Source organism: Lelliottia sp. SL45 (genome assembly GCF_026672535.1).
Lineage (GTDB): Bacteria > Pseudomonadota > Gammaproteobacteria > Enterobacterales > Enterobacteriaceae > Enterobacter > Enterobacter nimipressuralis.
The window spans coordinates 114,135-129,157 of record NZ_JAPPRH010000002.1; the positions used below are offsets into that span (position 1 = coordinate 114,135).

Genomic DNA, 15,023 nt, shown 5'->3' on the forward strand with positions numbered 1-15,023 from the left:
CCGGTTAAAACATGCCTAACAGGTCAGTAAAAATCTGGTTGCCGGTGGCGATCACTTTGACGTTGGACTGATACGCCTGCATGTAAACCTGCAGGTTTATCGCCTCTTCGTCCTGGTTGACGGCACTCAGGTTGTTGCGCTGCAGCTGTGCCTGGTCAAACACCGCCTGCGCCGCTTCCAGCTCGCTTTGCGACTGTTTACTGGCAATACCGATGTTGGAGATGATCGCCGCCGCCCCTTCGTTCAGGCTCATGTTGCCCATCCCGCCGATATCGACCTTTTTATTTTTCAGATCGATCAGTGCCTCAAGGTTGTCGCCATTCCCCTGCTCGTCAGGCTTGCCGGAGAGCGCCAGTTCGTCGGGTTTCAAATCGTTGACCTGCAAAATGCCCGCCGGATTGGTGAGATCGAAACTGAACAGCGGTTTGCCCGGATTACCGTTTTTGTCAAAACCCTGCGCCAGCTGATCGTTAAACAGCGTGGCGACGGTTTCGGCCATCCCCTGGACCGAGGCCTGCATGTTCGCCAGTTCGCCGGTTTCGTAATCGTACAGCGCGCCAAGCTGGCCGCCCGTCGACGGGTTTAACGAGAAATCGCTGCCGGAAAACGTCAGCGTTAAGACAGAGTTACCGTTGGCATCGGTGCTGGCGCTGAGCTGTCCGGCCACTTTGCCGCTCACCAGCGGCTGGCCGTTTTTCATCGATACGGAGTAGCTGCCGTTGCTGTCTTCCACCACTTTCACGTCGCTGTAGGTGCTGAGCTGTTTCACCAGCTCGTCACGCTGATCGCGCAGCACGTTGCTGTTGCCGCCCGTCGAGTCCATCTCCATGATTTTTTTGTTGTAGTCAGCGATCCCGGTGGTCAGGGTGTTCATCTGCTCGACAATGGCGTTGCGCTGATTACCGACCGAGGTTTTCTGGCTATTGATGAAGTCGTTCATGTTGTTGAAACGGGTCGCCAGGGACTGCGCCTGGTTCAGCAACTGCTGGCGGTTGGCTTCACTTTCTGGCCCGGCGGTTAAGGCGCCGAGGGCCGAGAAGAAATCGTCCAGCCCGGTGCCGAGACTGGTGGAATCCGTGCCAATCACCTTCTCCAGCGAGCTGAGATACTGGTTGTTAATGCCGTAGTAGTTAGCTTTGCTGTTGCTCTGCCACACCTGGCCCGTCAGGTATTGATCGGAAATCCGGCGGATGCTATCCACCTGCACACCCGCCCCGGCGGACATACCGCCCGGCCCCATCGTCGTCACGGAGCTTTGGATAATGCCCTGACGGCTGTAGCCCGGCGTCAGCACGTTGGAGATGTTCATCGAGGTCACGCTCATCCCAAACTGCGCGGCCTGCAAGCCGCTAAAGGCAATGTTAATCATGTTCATGGATTACTCCTGCCCGCGACGTATTACCGGGACGACGGGGGGCGTTAATGTCTTCGGATGTTCCTGTAAAGCGACCATTCCCTGCGAATTCTTAAGCGGCGCGCTCTCCTGCGGGCCGAGCTGGGTGATGATCATCTGGGCGATGCCCGTGCTGCGCTGGGAAGCCAGCTGTGACGCCAGCTTGTCATCGTAAAAATCGCGCATCATGCGCTGCTGCTTGCTGTCGAACGGGTTGTTGTCCACCAGCGCTTCGGAGGCTTTTCGCATTTGCTGGAGCATCGAACGCAGGAAAATACCTTCGAACTGCTCCGCTGCCTGTTCCAGATTCTGCGGTTTCACCTGGCCGGTAAAATCGCCGGGCAAAACGCTGGTCTGGGGTTTGATCGCCTGTAGCATTGTCTCTCCTTAAATCACAACCAGTTCGGCATCCAGCGCGCCTGCTTCATGCAGAGCCTGCAGGATCGCCATGGTGTCGTCCGGCGACGCGCCGAGGCTGTTAATGGTATTCACGATGCTGCGCAGGCTGGTGCCTGCTGCAATAGTCACCATCTGGCCGCTACCGCGATTCACATCGACGTCGCTTTGCGGTGTGACCACCGTCTGACCCTGGCTGAATGCGCCCGGCTGGCTAACGTTCGACGATTCACGAATGGTGACGGTCAGGTTGCCGTGCGACACCGCCGCCGCGCGAACCACCACGCCATCGCCAATCACTACGGTGCCGGTGCGGGCGTTAAACACCACGCGCGGCGGCTGTTTACCGGCGTTGATCTGCACATCTTCCAGCATCGACATGAACGCCACGCGCTCGCCCGCCGGCAGCGGAGCGTTGACCACCACGTTAGTGGCGCTTTGCGCCGTCGCCGTGCCGGAGCCAAAGGCGCTGTTCAGCGCCACCGCCACGCTGTTGGCAGTTTTAAAACTTGGGCGCTTAAGGTTGAGAATCACCTGATTGTTCTGCTGAAAATCGGACGGCACTTCGCGCTCGACGGACCCTCCGTTCGGCACGCGGCCCACGGTCGGGGTGTTGATGGTGACGCTCGACCCGCTGTTGCCTTCGGCTTTCACACCGCCGACCACCACGTTCCCTTGTGCCAGGGCGTAGACTTCACCGTCCGCTCCGCGCAGCTGCGTCAGCAGCAAGGTGCCACCACGCAGGCTTTTCGCGTCACCGATGGACGAGACGGTAATGTCGATACTCTGCCCGCGCGCGTAGCCCGGTGGCAGCGTGGCGCTGATCGCCACGGCAGCAACGTTTTTCACTTTTGGATCGATTTTGGTCGGCAGCTGAACGCCAAACTGGCGCAGCATATTGGTCACCGACTGGCTGGTGAACTTCACCTGATTTTTATCGCCCGTGCCGTCGAGGCCGACCACCAGGCTGTATCCCACCAGTTGGTTACCGCGCACGCCCTGAATATCGACCACATTTCCCAGTCGTTCTGCGGTTGCCGCCGTCGTCCACAGCAGCATCAGAAATAGCATCGCTTTACGCATGGCAGACTCCATTAAATCGGGAACAGCGGATGGTTAAAGAAGCGCGTCAGCCAGCCTGCGGAGTTGGAGTCGCTGAGCGCTCCGCGTCCGGCGTAGGAGATACGCGCGTTGGCGATCCGCTGGGAGGAGACTGAGTTGTCGCGCTCAACGTCTTCCGCGCGTACCAGCCCGGTCACACGCATGTATTCATCGCCCTGATTAAGGGTCAGCCATTTTTCACCGCGCACGGCGAGCACGCCGTTGGGCAGCACTTTGTAGACCGCCACGGTGATGGCTCCGCGCAGGCTGTTTTGCTGCTGGGAAGTGGCGTTGCCGTTGAAGTTGCGGCTGCCGTCGATGGAGCCGGAAAGCTTATCGACGGAGTGACCAAAGGCTTCCGGCACGCCAATCGAGACGTCATTTTTCTTGCCGAAGTTGGTCCGTGCCTGTTTGCTGGCCTGGGTGGATTCGTCCAGTTTGACGGTCAGGATGTCACCCACGCGGTAAGCGCGGCGATCCTGCGTCAGGGACCAGTTGTAGTTGCCGTTATACAGCCCGCCGCCCTGCACTTTGGTGGTCGGCATGGAGAAATCTTCTGGCGGCGCGTAGGCCGCGTCATCTTTTTGCACTAACAGCGCCGGGCTTTCACACCCGGCCAGCAGCAGTGCAATACATCCAATAACTAACTGCTTTTTCATTTCTTTTTCACTTCACGCGTTACATCGACTGCGTGACAAATTTGAGCATGTCATCCGCCGCCGAGACCATTTTGGCGTTCATCTCATAGGCGCGCTGAACGGTGATCATATCGACCATCTCCTCCACGACCTGCACATTGGAGCCTTCCAGCGAGCCTTGTTCGAGCTGCCCGAAAGCCTCTTCGCCCGCCACGCCTTCTACCGCTTCGCCGCTGGCCGCCGTTTCGCGATACAGGTTGCCGCCGAGGGCTTCCAGTCCGGCCGGATTGACGAAGTTCACCAGCGTGATCTGCCCAAGCTCGACCGGATCAGCTTCGCCCGCGACCGTGGCCGTGACGGTGCCGTCTTTGCCGATTTGCAGATCTTTAACGTTATCCGGCAGTTCAATCTGCGGCACCAGCGGCAGCCCCTGAGCGTTAGTCAGCAGGCCGTCCGGGTTTTTCTGGAAGTTACCGGAGCGGGTATAGGCGATATCGCCGTCGCTGGTTTCTACCTGGAAAAAGCCCTGTCCGGTGATGGCAACGTCCAGCGACTGTCCGGTGTTCTGGATATTGCCGGTGGTGAACTCTTTTTGGGTGCCGACAATTTTGACGCCGGTACCAAACTGAATGCCCGTCGGCGAGATGTTGTTCTGGTCTAGCTGACCGCCCGGCGTGCGCTGATTCTGATAGAACAGATCGGCGAACATCACGCGATCGCGCTTAAACCCGGTGGTGTTAACGTTCGCCAGGTTGTTGGAGATGGCGCTCATCTTCGCGTCTTGCGCGGCAAGACCGGTTTTACTGATCCATAAAGCGGGATTCATCGTTATTCCTTTTGGCTAAACGGGCAAAAATCAGGCGTTACGCAGCAGGCGATTGCCCGCCGTCGCCAGATCTTCTGCCGCCTTCATCATTTTGATTTGGGCTTCGAACTGACGGTTAAGCGCGATGCTGGAGACCATTTCGTTAATCGCCGAGACGTTAGAGGTTTCCAGATGCCCGGCAACGACCTCGACCTCTTCGGTACGCGGATTGACGTTGGCGTTGGTCACCAGAAAACCGGCGCTGTTTTTGCTCAGCTCGCTGGCGGCGATATCCACCAGCTTGATACGGTCGACGTCCATCGGCGCGGCGATGTCGCCGTCATCCGCCACGATGGTGATGACCCCGTCGTCGGCGATGCTGACGGACGAAAACGGCGGCAGCACGATCGGGCCGTTGTCGCCGGAGACCGGCAGGCCGTCGATGGTCAGATCGCCCTCCGGGCCGACTTCAATCTGGCCGTTGCGGGTGTAGACCTCGCGGTTGCCGCTGACCAGCGCAATCAGGCCGCTGCCTTTGACGGCGACATCGAGATCGCGCCCCGTCTCACGCGTTGCCCCTGGCGTCAGATCGACGCCGCCCTGCTGCTGTTGCACCAAGAAACGGGAGGCGTAACCCTCCCCCTGAATTTGCTGCGACATCGCGCTGTCCAGATCGTGACGAAACCCCTGGGTGTTGACGTTCGCCAGGTTGTTCGCGTGGATCTGCTGCTGCGCGAGGCTGCGGGACGCTCCGCTCACGGCGGTATAAATTAAGTGGTCCATTACAGTGCCTGGAAGAGCGCCGACATCATGTTGTCGTTGGTGCTGATCACTTTGGTGTTGGCCTGGTAGTTACGCTGCGCCGTCATCAGCCCGACCAGTTCGGCGGTGAGATCGACGTTGGAGCCTTCCAGAGTGTTGGAGCTGATCGACCCCAGCAGCCCGGTGCCCGGCGCGCCCGTCAGCGGCGTACCGGAGCTGGCGGTTTGCGACCAGGTGGTGCCATCCTGCGAAGAGAGACCGTTCGGATTGGAGAAGCTCGCCAGCACCAGCTGGCCCTGCAGCAGGCGCTCACCGTTGGAGAAGGTGGCGTAAACGCTACCGTCTTTGTCGATCATTTGTCCGGTACGTTCCCCGGAGGCGTAGCCGTTGCCGGAGTTTTTGCTGACCGAGAAATCGGAGCCAAACTGAGTGGTGCCGCTGTAGCTCAGGGTCAGTTCGATACCGTCTGCGCCCGGAATACTGGCGTTGATGGTGACCGGGCCGGTCGGCGTCTGCAGCACGCCCTGCTCGGTGAAGGTCATTTTCTCGGTAGTGCCAAGATCCTGATCGTCCATGTAGTAGTGCACTTCCCACTCGTTGTCGGTGGTTTTAACGAAGTACTGCTTCATGGTGTGTTCACGGCCCAGAGAGTCATACACCTGGGTGGCGTAAGTGTGGTTGTAGGATTTCTCGTCGGTCGGATCGAAATCGGGATTTTCCGGCAACTTTTCGTTGGCATTCAGGTTGGCGGTGAAGTCGAGAGTGCTGGTTGCTTTCGCCGGGATAGAGCCGCTGCTGATGGTCAGATTGCCGATGGTCCCGGTCTGCACCACGCCGTTGGCATCCACCGGATAGCCCTGCAGGTACATGCCGAGGTTGTTAACCAGGTTACCGTTGTTGTCGGTGGCCATATAGCCGGCGCGGGTGTAGGCGGTGGTGCCGGTGCTGTCGCGCATCATAAAGAAGCCGTCGCCATTAATGGCCAAATCGAGGCTGTTGGCAGAGGCAAAAATGGCTCCGCTTTTGGAAATACTCTGCGCAACGGCGGTCACGCCCACGCCCAGCGGCTGACCTTCGGCATACAGGGATGCGAACTCCGCGCGCCCGGATTTAAAGCCCACGGTGCCGGAGTTAGCGATGTTGTTGGAGATCGCGCCGAGCTGTTGGTTGATGGCATTCAGGCCAGAAACTGCAATATCAAAACTCATAATAATTCCTGATTAACTCGTTAATCCCTTCGGGTTTTTGTCGTTCGACTGGCCGAACTGAGTGATGTTGTGGTACGCCACTTCACCGATGCCGCTGATGTTGAGCATGGTCGCAGTGCCATCGAGCGGGATCCGCACGTTGTTCACCACGCCGCCGACTTCAATCGGCACTTTGGCTGGCTCGTTGTCCGTCATGACGGTCATGGTGTATTTGCCCTCTTTCAGCCCCAGCTCTTGCGGGTTGAGGGTGAAGTCCACGGAACCGGCTTCCTGTTTGCCCAGCTCGATTTTGGTCTCGTTGCCGCTTTCGTCTTTGACGATCACCGTGACGGTGTTGGCGGCGTGATCCAGCGTCAGGCGGCCTTCGATGTTGGTGCTGCCATCACTCTGGAGGGTATCGGTCTGAACCATCACCTTCTGCCCGACCAGATTGCCCGTCGACAGGGTTTGCAGGTTGTCCATCAGCACCGCGTTGTTGGCCATTAATTGCGACATGGTCTCCATCGACTGCACCTGGGTCAGCTGCGCCAGTTGGCCGACGTATTCCGTGCCATCGGTCGGGTTCAGCGGGTCCTGATTCTGGATTTGTGCCACCAGCAGCTGCATAAACAGGTTGTTCATCCCTGCCGCGCTGTTGTCATTGGCGGATACACCGCTGTCGTAAGGGGTAGTACCGGATTGAGTGGAAACGCCATTCACGCTCATCTATTACGCCTCGCCCAGACGCAGCAAGCTCTGCTGCATGCTTTTTACATTGTTAAGAACATCGACGTTGGTTTCGAAATTGCGCGACGCAGACATCATGTCGGCCATCTCTTCCACCACGTTGATGTCCGGATACCAGACGTAGCCGTCCGGGTTCGCCATCGGGTGATGCGGTTCGTACCGCTGCACCGCGTTGCCGGATTCCACGACGTCCATCACCTGCACGCGGGCACCGGACAAGCCGTTGTTGTTCATCAGCTCGTCGTTCTGATACACCGCCGCGAACACCGGGCGGCGCGCTTTGTACACGCCCGCTTCTGCCGTCGCCGCGGTGTCGGCGTTGGCGAGGTTACTGGCGACGGTATTCAGGCGGACGGTCTGTGCCGTCATGGCCGAGCCTGACACTCGGTAGATATCGGTAAAAGCCATTTATCGTTACCTGATTCAATTACTTACCTTCAATGGCCTTCTTCAGACCAGTGAATTTCATATTCAAAAACGCCAGGCTCATCTGGTAGTCCTGAACGTTTTTGGCAAACTCTGTTTGTTCCACATCCAGCGCAACGGTGTTGCCGTCCGAGGAGGGCTGATAGGGCACGCGATACATCTGTTGCGCCGTCGAGCCGGGAAAGAAATCCCGCTGCGAACGTTGCATCTCCGCGGCAAAATCAATATCTTTAGCCTGGAAATTGGGTGTATCGACGTTAGCCAGGTTTGCTGAAAGCAGTTCCGCCCTGGAAAGTCGAAGTGCTACAGCTTGCGGATGAACGCCCAATGCCTTATCAAAACTAATACTCACAACTCACTCCTTCGTGATGGTGGACAGTGCCGATAGTCCGTGTTGCTGCAATCTTTAAAGCAACTATCGTGCCAGGTTCATAACATCATGATTAATAGCGTTTTATCACTGTTTTCACCGCGCAATGGGAAGGGCTTTTTCCGCTCCTCTTTGACCACAGCCATACTCTGCTTTTCCGCGGCTTCCGCCGCCGCGCCGCCCCAGCCCACCAGCGCCCGTAAGCAGGTGCATTCCCGCGTCCAGCAGGCGGCCTCCGAGGCGATTCGTCAGGAAGCCCAGCGCAGCCGCTGGGAGGATTACCAGGCAAAGCTCAATCTGTTTATTCCCTCTGAAATCTCGCAGTACGCCCCCTGCGCCGCCCCGCTCACCGTCAGCATGCCGACGGGCGAACGCCTCGATCTGCGCAGGCTGCGTTTTGACGTACGTTGCGAAAGCGCGGGCGGCTGGGAAGTGGCGGTGACGGTCAAACCGGACATCTATCTCGCCGTATTGATGGCCAAAAACACCCTGGAGCGCGGGCACGTGCTCAGCCCGTCCGATATCACCCTGAAGAAGTTCAATATCAGCAACCTGCGCAGCGGTTACGTCACCCATCCGGATGATGTGGTTGGCCTGACGCTCAAGCGCCGCGTGCGGGAACTCCAGCCTTTAAGCATGAGCCAACTCGATTCGCCGGTGATGGTTGAGCGCGGTCAGCGGGTGCTGATGATTGCCGATCAGGACGGCGTCGAGGCCCGCACCATGGGGATCGCCAGCAAAAAAGGGCGCAAAGGCGAGATGATCAAAGTGAAGAATGAGAGCAGCGAGCGGGAAGTGACCGCCATCGTCAGCGAGATGGGCGTGGTCAGAACCAGCCTGAGCGCGAAAAATTAAAAAACTTTACGCAGGGCTTAAGTTTCGCCCTGAGTGCGTCGCTTTACAGGGGTATGGAGATCGGAAACGTTTTTTCCGCCCGATGAACAGCTGACGCAACCTGCACAAACAAGAAGATGGAGTAAGCGATGAAAGTGACATCCCCCCAGTACGCCATGACGAGCGCGATTAATCAGTCCAGTGCGACGGCACAGACTCGCACCGCAGGTGCTGAGGAGATGAAAGTCGCACGCACCACCGCGATTGATCCGGTTCTCGGTGATGCGCAGACACAGCTGGCAAGCCTGCCAGAAGTGGATATGGCGCGCGTCGCCAGTATGAAAGAGGCTATCGCCAGCGGGAAAATCAGCGTCGATCTCGATGCCTTGACCAGCGCGATAGAGCAATACTATCAGAGGTAAAAATGAGTAACGCCGCACAGAGCGTCAGAACGCTGATTCAGGGCATGGTCGACGATCGCAACCATTACAACCAGCTAAAGACCCTGCTGACGGATCAGCGTCAGTTCCTGATCGCGCGTAACGCGCAGGCACTGGAGACGCTGAACGCCAGCATTTTCACGGTGTATGAACAGCTTCTGGAAAACAGTAAACAGCGCTATCAGCTCCTGACTCGGCTCGGTATCCCCGCCGGTGCGCACGGCCTGCGCACGCTCTTCACCCGCCTGCCCGCCGCCAATCAGTCGCAACTCAACACGCTCTGGGATTCGCTGGAGCAGGCAGCCGCAGAATGTAAAACGCTGAACGACAGCAACGGCATGGTGCTGGCGATGCAGCAGGAGGTTCTGCAAAACCTGTTTAACGTAGGCGAGCCGGAGAACTGGCTTTATCGGCAGGTGTGACCTCCCCCGCTGAATCTCTTTTTCCCCCGAAGGACCGCAGCATGACAACTCAAAAAATCCTGGCGGCCGACCTGCCTCAGGAATATTTGCTGGCCGCTATTCAGGAAGCAGCAACAGCCCATTCACCCGTCTCGCTGGAAGGTGCAACCCCTGACAAATTCGCAGAAGTCAGCGGGTATCTGCGTCGCTGCGGCTATCAGTGCATCGGGCAAATAGACCAACCGCTTTCGTATCAATTTGTTCCGCTCGAGGCTGGAAAACAGCGGATTGTGGTGACAGCGACCAACGATAATTTCCATTTTTTGCTTCCCGTCATGGGGCTGATGCAAGAGCAAGGCCATCATGTACAGAAGCTTAGCGGCAAATCACTCACCCAGCAGTCCCTGCTCAATGCCCTTCGCCATTGCGATGTCGCCTGGTTTGAGTGGGGCGACGGCGCGATTATTGCGGCGAGTCAGTTGCCGAAGTTTTGCCGCATGGTCTGCCGTATCCATCGTTACGAACTCTATGGGGAGGCATTTTTACAGGCCAACTGGGACAATATTGACGAAGTTGTTCTTGTCAGTCAGGCGATGAAAAAACGCTTTATTTCCCTGATGGGCAAAAAATTACCCGTCCATTTGAAGGTCACTGTTCTCGCCAATTTGACCGAACATGTTCCTGTCACGCAGAGTGCCATTCGTCGAAATCCGTTTCATATTGCCTGCGTGGCCCGCTTTGCGCCGCAAAAAAATCTGATCATGCTTCTGCCCATCCTGCAGGCGTTAGTGAAACAGAATTCGCGCTATAAGCTGTTTATTGCCGGACGCGTAGAGGATCAATGTCTCTTCGACAGTTTTACTCAGCTTGTCACCATCTATGGTTTATCCCGCAATGTGGTCATATGCGGAACAATTGCCGCCGAGGAAATGGCGAGCTGGTACGCGGATAAATCCTTTTTGCTCTCCACCAGCTATAACGAATCTCAGGGCATGGGCGTATTTGAGGCGATGCTTGCCGGATTAAAACCTGTTGCATTTCATGCTGCTGGAGGATTGAGTGAATATCTACCCAAGCGCTATTTATTCACTTCGCTTGAAGACGCCGTGGCCCGCGTGCTTGAAGGTAATCCCTCTCCTGAACACTATACACAGGAAGCACAAACCCTTTTGCGCCAGCAGGAATTGCCGGAGGGTTATCAGGCTCTCTGGCAACCGGTCGGCAGTACCACGCCGCTTTTTTCGATTCTCATCCCCTGCTATAACCGTGAGCGCTATTTACTTCCAGCAGTTTATTCTGCGCTGAATCAAAGGGATTCGCATTTTGAGGTGGTGGTGGTTGACGATGGCTCTACAGACGGGAGCCTTGCGACAATCGAAGACCTGAACGATCCGCGCTTGCGCATCGTTCGCAAAGCACACAGCAATGCCCCGGATACCCGAAATCACTGTATTGAAGAGGCGAAGGGAGAATATCTGGTCTGGCTGGATAGTGATGACCACCTCCATGCCAATGCGTTAACCCATTACCGCACCCTGCTACAGCGCAACCCGCAGACCGACGTGATCTCCTGTGCAATGGAAACCTTAGCAGGTGAAAAGAAGTTTTTTTCCCTGTTCAACCATGCACCTGCCAACTGGTTACATCAGATAGTCCATGGCAGTTTCATTACTAATCCTGGTTGCTGCGTTCGTCGTTCGCTCTACACCCGAGTCGGGGACTATAACCCGGCATACCTGCGTGCTCATGACTACGAATTCTGGTCCCGCGCTGTCGGCGTAGCCCGTATTGCTTTTACCGCACAGTGCAATGTCGCTTATCGCCTGCATGACGACAATTTGACCGGAATGGGCAAACCAATTGATGCGACCTATGAGTATCGTATCTTTGAAGCCATTCTTAAACGTTACCGGTCGACGGAGTTGTTTCCTGGCAAAAGCCGCCAGGAGATCGACGCGTTTGTGCAGACACGGCGCGAGGCTTTAATCGCCGCCTGCGATCTTGAATACATAATCATTGTGCTGGACGCCACGACGGTCTCCGTTGACACGTTAATTGAGCAAATCCAGCTCCTGGGCGCTCAACAGGATAAGCAATTCCATTTGTTAGTTGTTTCAGATAAAGCATTGCCATTTGCCAGCCTGCCCGTGCTGATTGCCGATTCGCCCGAGCCTACTATTCTGCGCCAGTACGTTAGTGAAACCTTCCCGCAGCGCTATTGCCGACTCTTTACGACCGACCCCGGCATGCAAATACATCCACTAACGATAGCCGATCTCAAGCACGCACTTTTGCACGACAGCCCTGTAGCAACAGGCCTGCATCGTTTACCTCTTTAAAGCATCAGGATTAGACATGTCACAGCCAAACAATACGTTAGCGTTTCAACACTCAGCACAATACTGGGACGACCGTTACCGCCTTGAAGGTAATTCAGGCGCAGGATCTTACGGTTGCCTGGCTGATTTTAAAGCCGAGGTACTGAATCGGTTTGTTGAAAAGGAAAACATATCGTCAGTCATGGAGTTCGGCTGTGGCGATGGAAATCAGCTCTCACTTGCGCGCTACCCGCGCTATACCGGTTTTGATGTTTCTGCGCATGCCCTTGAGCGCTGCCAGAGCCGATTCGCCAACGATCCAACAAAGCACTTTTATCCGGTCAACGCATGGAACGGTCAGACAGCTGAACTCGCGCTCTCGCTGGATGTGATTTATCACTTAATTGAAGATCAAGTTTTCACACACTATATGACCACGTTGTTCAGCGCAGCCGAGCGGTTTGTCATTATCTATGCGTCGAATAACGAGGAGCTGAATGCGCTACTAGGCGGGCATGTTAAACACGTTCGCCATCGCAAATTCACTGACTGGATTGTTAAAAATATGACCGCGGAATGGGTGCTAGAGGATTGGGTTCCGAATAGATATCCGTTTGATGTTCGCAATCAAGACAATACGTCCTTTGCAGATTTCTATATTTTCCGTCGTATTGAAGAACAGTAAGTTCCGCAGACCCGGTGCCAGACAGGTTCCAATGCAGACTCACTGCGACGGTAACTCTCTGTAGAGAAATAGAAAAAATAGACATCAAAACGTTATCTTCATGGTTTTGATGTCTATTTAAATTAAAAGGCTGAACGGCTAACGTTAATAGTGACGGCCTGGAACATCAAATCAACGACAGCCCACACAGCAACGTGTAATCCGCAGAATTCGCGCCCTTCCACACATTTCCGCTCTGCCAGTTAAACCACGCGCTAAACAGCGCCACCACATCGTTGTGGGTGAGCTGAGCGTTGTCCTCGAGCCACATGGCGCACAGCATTTTCAGCTGGAACATCATGCGGGTCAGGGACATCAGCACATCGCCGTAGTTGTCGGCGTCGGGACCGGGCAGACATTCGCCATACAGTTTATAGATCAGGGCGTTGCGTAGGATATGCGGCTGTTCGTTCAGCAGGGCGTTGCGCGCGGCACCGGCTTCCAGCTCGCGTAAGCGATCCTGCAGACGGGCAGGCTGCATCACCGCCAGCTCGCTGAGCTTCAGCATCATGCTCATTTTCTGCATTGCGGGCAGATTGAGGGTCAGGCGCATCGCGCCCATCTGCTCCAGCGCTTCCACGCGATTCACCTCAATCGGCGGCAGAAGGCGCAGCTGTTCGTCGAGGATCCCGCGCTCCGCCAGCGCCGAAAGCTGCTCGCCCATCTCCAGCAGCTGGTGCGGCTCGCACTGATCGCTGTCGAGATAACGCTGCGCTTTACTGAGCAACACGCCGATGGCGTACAGGCTGCTCTCCAGCGTCAGTGCCGGATGGACCGCCAGGTTGATGCACTGCTGGTTCAGGGTTTCGTCCCAGGCGCTCAGCCCCTGCTCGCTCTGCGGCCGGGTCGTTGAGGTATGCAGAACAAAGGCCTGCGGGTTGAGCAGGATCTCGCGGGCCGCAGTCTCGCAGCCCGCGTCGAGGCTGTCGCGCTGCTGGTTTTTCAGCTTCACGTGAGTGACGGGCCAGTCGTCCGTACGCCCCTGACAGGCAGGGCATTCGCAGGGCCGTACCCGCTCGGCAAAGCGGACGACATATTCGGGTTGGTAGTGCTCAATCAGTTCCATAGGGTACTCCGGCCGCTGGAGTGGCGGCCCTTCTTCATTGAAAGTTTTTGCGAAAAAACCAGTGGGTGCAATCGATACGCTTCCCGCTTTCGCGGTCGGATATCTCGGGTAAAAAAGCAAAGCTCGGCTGCAGACCAAGCCAGCAGCGGGCCTGCATGAGCGCAGGCCAGCATTCATCAAGGGTGAGCTGTTGCGCGATAGCCTGGCGGTAGCACGCCAGCAGCTCGGGGATGTATTCGCCGTTGACGGCATACGCGCAGCCGCAGTCACCGCGCGCGATGCGGGCCACGCCCGGCAACGCCTTGAGAGGTGAAATACGCTGATAGCGCGCTCCCAGCACCACCACCTGCCAGTCGATATGAGCCAGGCGGGAAAGGAGCTGGTTTACCGTTTTTATCGACATCTCTTTGCGCACGTATTTCACCGACGCATCCACCAGCACCACGCTTTGCCACTGCTCGCGCATCGCCGTGTCCAGCACCTGGCAGTGGGACGTCAGCTCGTCCTGCCCGTCGCGGGCAAAAGGCACCAGCTGTTGCGCATCGAGTCCAAGCGCGACCAGCGCCTGACGCTGATGTTCAAGCTCATCGGGCTGGTCATACAGCACCGCCACCTTAGCGAAGACCGACCACTGCACGGAGGTGCTGAGCGGCGCGTGGCTCAGGCGGCGATAGTGGTTCAGCAGATTGCGATCGGAGACGAAATCTTCCAGCGTCAGCGCCGTCGGCTGGCTGGAGCCGAGCACGAAATCTTTGTCGTAGGTGTTAGCACTGTGCGAAATGCACAAAATCGCCTCGCGGGGATCGATTTGCAGCACCGGTGCGGTGAAGTTATTCAGAAACGCCTGCTCTTCCGCCAGCCTCGCGGAGTCTTCATAGCGATGGTTTTTCAGGAAGTGGCGATGATAGGCAAAGGTGCCGTTCAGGGCATGGTGGGCGCCAAAAGAATGGGTGCGATAGATTTTATCGAGATGGCTGTACCAGATATAAATGGTATCGCTGCCGGAAAAGAGGGCATTGTTGCGCTGCATTTCGCCCACTTGCGCGCTGATTTTGTTCGGCGGGTAGTAGTCGTCATCGTCAAAGCAGACGATGTACTCCCCTTTGGCCAGCTCGTTGAGTTTGTTGCGTTTTTCACCGAGATCCAGCCGCTCCGGGCTGTGGATATAACGCACATTGTCCACGCGCGCATCGACCATCATGGCGATCAGATCTTCGTTGCCTTGCGCGGAATCGTCGAGGATCACCAGCTCGCGTTTATCGGCCGGATAGTCTTGATACTGAAAGAGATAGAGCAAATAGGGCAGGAACGCCCGGCGCTCCCACGTCGGACAGATCACGCTGACAAACGGGAATTCGGTGATTTTTTTCTGCTGCTGGCGTTTGAGCAGCGACTGCATCAAATTAGTAGCCATC

Annotated in this window: 17 protein-coding genes; 5 read left to right on the forward strand and 12 right to left on the reverse strand. The window is 56.6% G+C overall.

Translation table 11 applies throughout. The features are described from left to right. Positions 1 to 4: 4 nt before the first annotated feature. From flgK to flgB, 10 genes are read right to left on the reverse strand one after another with little or no spacing between them, the layout of a single operon-like run. Positions 5 to 1,375 (reverse strand): flagellar hook-associated protein FlgK, encoded by a 1,371-nt coding sequence (flgK, locus tag OVA10_RS04435; RefSeq protein WP_268195480.1) that lies wholly within the window; start codon positions 1,373 to 1,375, stop codon positions 5 to 7. A 3-nt stretch (positions 1,376 to 1,378) separates the two neighbouring features. Next, positions 1,379 to 1,771, reverse strand: a complete 393-nt coding sequence (locus OVA10_RS04440; RefSeq protein ID WP_129036130.1) for a rod-binding protein — start codon at positions 1,769 to 1,771, stop codon at positions 1,379 to 1,381. Positions 1,772 to 1,780: 9 nt separating this feature from the next. Further along, positions 1,781 to 2,872: a flagellar basal body P-ring protein FlgI gene (locus tag OVA10_RS04445; RefSeq protein WP_181827182.1), complete on the reverse strand. Its 1,092-nt coding sequence runs from the start codon at positions 2,870 to 2,872 to the stop codon at positions 1,781 to 1,783. Positions 2,873 to 2,883: 11 nt separating this feature from the next. Continuing rightward, positions 2,884 to 3,549, reverse strand: a complete 666-nt coding sequence (flgH, locus tag OVA10_RS04450) for a flagellar basal body L-ring protein FlgH (protein ID WP_100778017.1) — start codon at positions 3,547 to 3,549, stop codon at positions 2,884 to 2,886. 19 nt (positions 3,550 to 3,568) lie between these two features. Next, positions 3,569 to 4,354, reverse strand: a complete 786-nt coding sequence (gene flgG / locus OVA10_RS04455; RefSeq protein ID WP_100778018.1) for a flagellar basal-body rod protein FlgG — start codon at positions 4,352 to 4,354, stop codon at positions 3,569 to 3,571. Positions 4,355 to 4,384: 30 nt separating this feature from the next. After that, complete coding sequence (locus tag OVA10_RS04460; protein ID WP_100778019.1) at positions 4,385 to 5,116, reverse strand: flagellar basal body rod protein FlgF; 732 nt, start codon at positions 5,114 to 5,116, stop codon at positions 4,385 to 4,387. Then, positions 5,116 to 6,303 carry a flagellar hook protein FlgE gene (flgE, locus tag OVA10_RS04465; protein ID WP_100778020.1) on the reverse strand — a complete coding sequence of 396 codons (1,188 nt, stop codon included), beginning with the start codon at positions 6,301 to 6,303 and terminating at the stop codon, positions 5,116 to 5,118. The genes OVA10_RS04460 and flgE overlap by 1 nt, the downstream gene beginning before the upstream one ends. A 12-nt stretch (positions 6,304 to 6,315) precedes the next feature. Next, positions 6,316 to 7,008, reverse strand: coding sequence for a flagellar hook assembly protein FlgD (flgD, locus tag OVA10_RS04470; RefSeq protein ID WP_100778021.1), 693 nt, complete (start codon positions 7,006 to 7,008; stop codon positions 6,316 to 6,318). A gap of 3 nt (positions 7,009 to 7,011) precedes the next feature. Beyond that, the gene (gene flgC / locus OVA10_RS04475) at positions 7,012 to 7,437 is read right to left on the reverse strand and encodes a flagellar basal body rod protein FlgC (RefSeq protein ID WP_100778022.1); all 426 of its coding nucleotides are present in this window, start codon (positions 7,435 to 7,437) and stop codon (positions 7,012 to 7,014) included. A gap of 19 nt (positions 7,438 to 7,456) precedes the next feature. Beyond that, a complete protein-coding gene (gene flgB, locus OVA10_RS04480) occupies positions 7,457 to 7,807 on the reverse strand; it encodes a flagellar basal body rod protein FlgB (RefSeq protein WP_107702447.1) in 351 nt (116 codons plus the stop codon). Between the two features lie 87 nt (positions 7,808 to 7,894). Here flgB and flgA point away from each other — a divergent pair, with 87 nt between their 5' ends. The 5 genes from flgA (at position 7,895) to OVA10_RS04505 (ending at position 12,503) form a co-directional block, all read left to right on the forward strand. Further along, positions 7,895 to 8,680 carry a flagellar basal body P-ring formation chaperone FlgA gene (gene flgA / locus OVA10_RS04485; protein ID WP_268195483.1) on the forward strand — a complete coding sequence of 262 codons (786 nt, stop codon included), beginning with the start codon at positions 7,895 to 7,897 and terminating at the stop codon, positions 8,678 to 8,680. 128 nt (positions 8,681 to 8,808) lie between these two features. Further along, positions 8,809 to 9,081 carry a flagellar biosynthesis anti-sigma factor FlgM gene (flgM, locus tag OVA10_RS04490; protein ID WP_100778025.1) on the forward strand — a complete coding sequence of 91 codons (273 nt, stop codon included), beginning with the start codon at positions 8,809 to 8,811 and terminating at the stop codon, positions 9,079 to 9,081. Between the two features lie 2 nt (positions 9,082 to 9,083). Then, the gene (locus OVA10_RS04495) at positions 9,084 to 9,521 is read left to right on the forward strand and encodes a flagella synthesis protein FlgN (protein WP_100778026.1); all 438 of its coding nucleotides are present in this window, start codon (positions 9,084 to 9,086) and stop codon (positions 9,519 to 9,521) included. Positions 9,522 to 9,562: 41 nt separating this feature from the next. After that, positions 9,563 to 11,839: a glycosyltransferase gene (locus OVA10_RS04500; RefSeq protein WP_268195486.1), complete on the forward strand. Its 2,277-nt coding sequence runs from the start codon at positions 9,563 to 9,565 to the stop codon at positions 11,837 to 11,839. Positions 11,840 to 11,855: 16 nt separating this feature from the next. Next, the gene (locus OVA10_RS04505; RefSeq protein WP_268195487.1) at positions 11,856 to 12,503 is read left to right on the forward strand and encodes a methyltransferase domain-containing protein; all 648 of its coding nucleotides are present in this window, start codon (positions 11,856 to 11,858) and stop codon (positions 12,501 to 12,503) included. 166 nt (positions 12,504 to 12,669) lie between these two features. Here the strand turns inward: OVA10_RS04505 and OVA10_RS04510 are convergent, their stop codons facing one another. Then, positions 12,670 to 13,608 carry a hypothetical protein gene (locus OVA10_RS04510; protein ID WP_268195489.1) on the reverse strand — a complete coding sequence of 313 codons (939 nt, stop codon included), beginning with the start codon at positions 13,606 to 13,608 and terminating at the stop codon, positions 12,670 to 12,672. A 34-nt stretch (positions 13,609 to 13,642) separates the two neighbouring features. Further along, on the reverse strand, positions 13,643 to 15,022 hold the full coding sequence (locus OVA10_RS04515) for a glycosyltransferase family 2 protein (protein ID WP_268195490.1): 1,380 nt from the start codon (positions 15,020 to 15,022) through the stop codon (positions 13,643 to 13,645). Position 15,023: the final 1 nt, after the last annotated feature.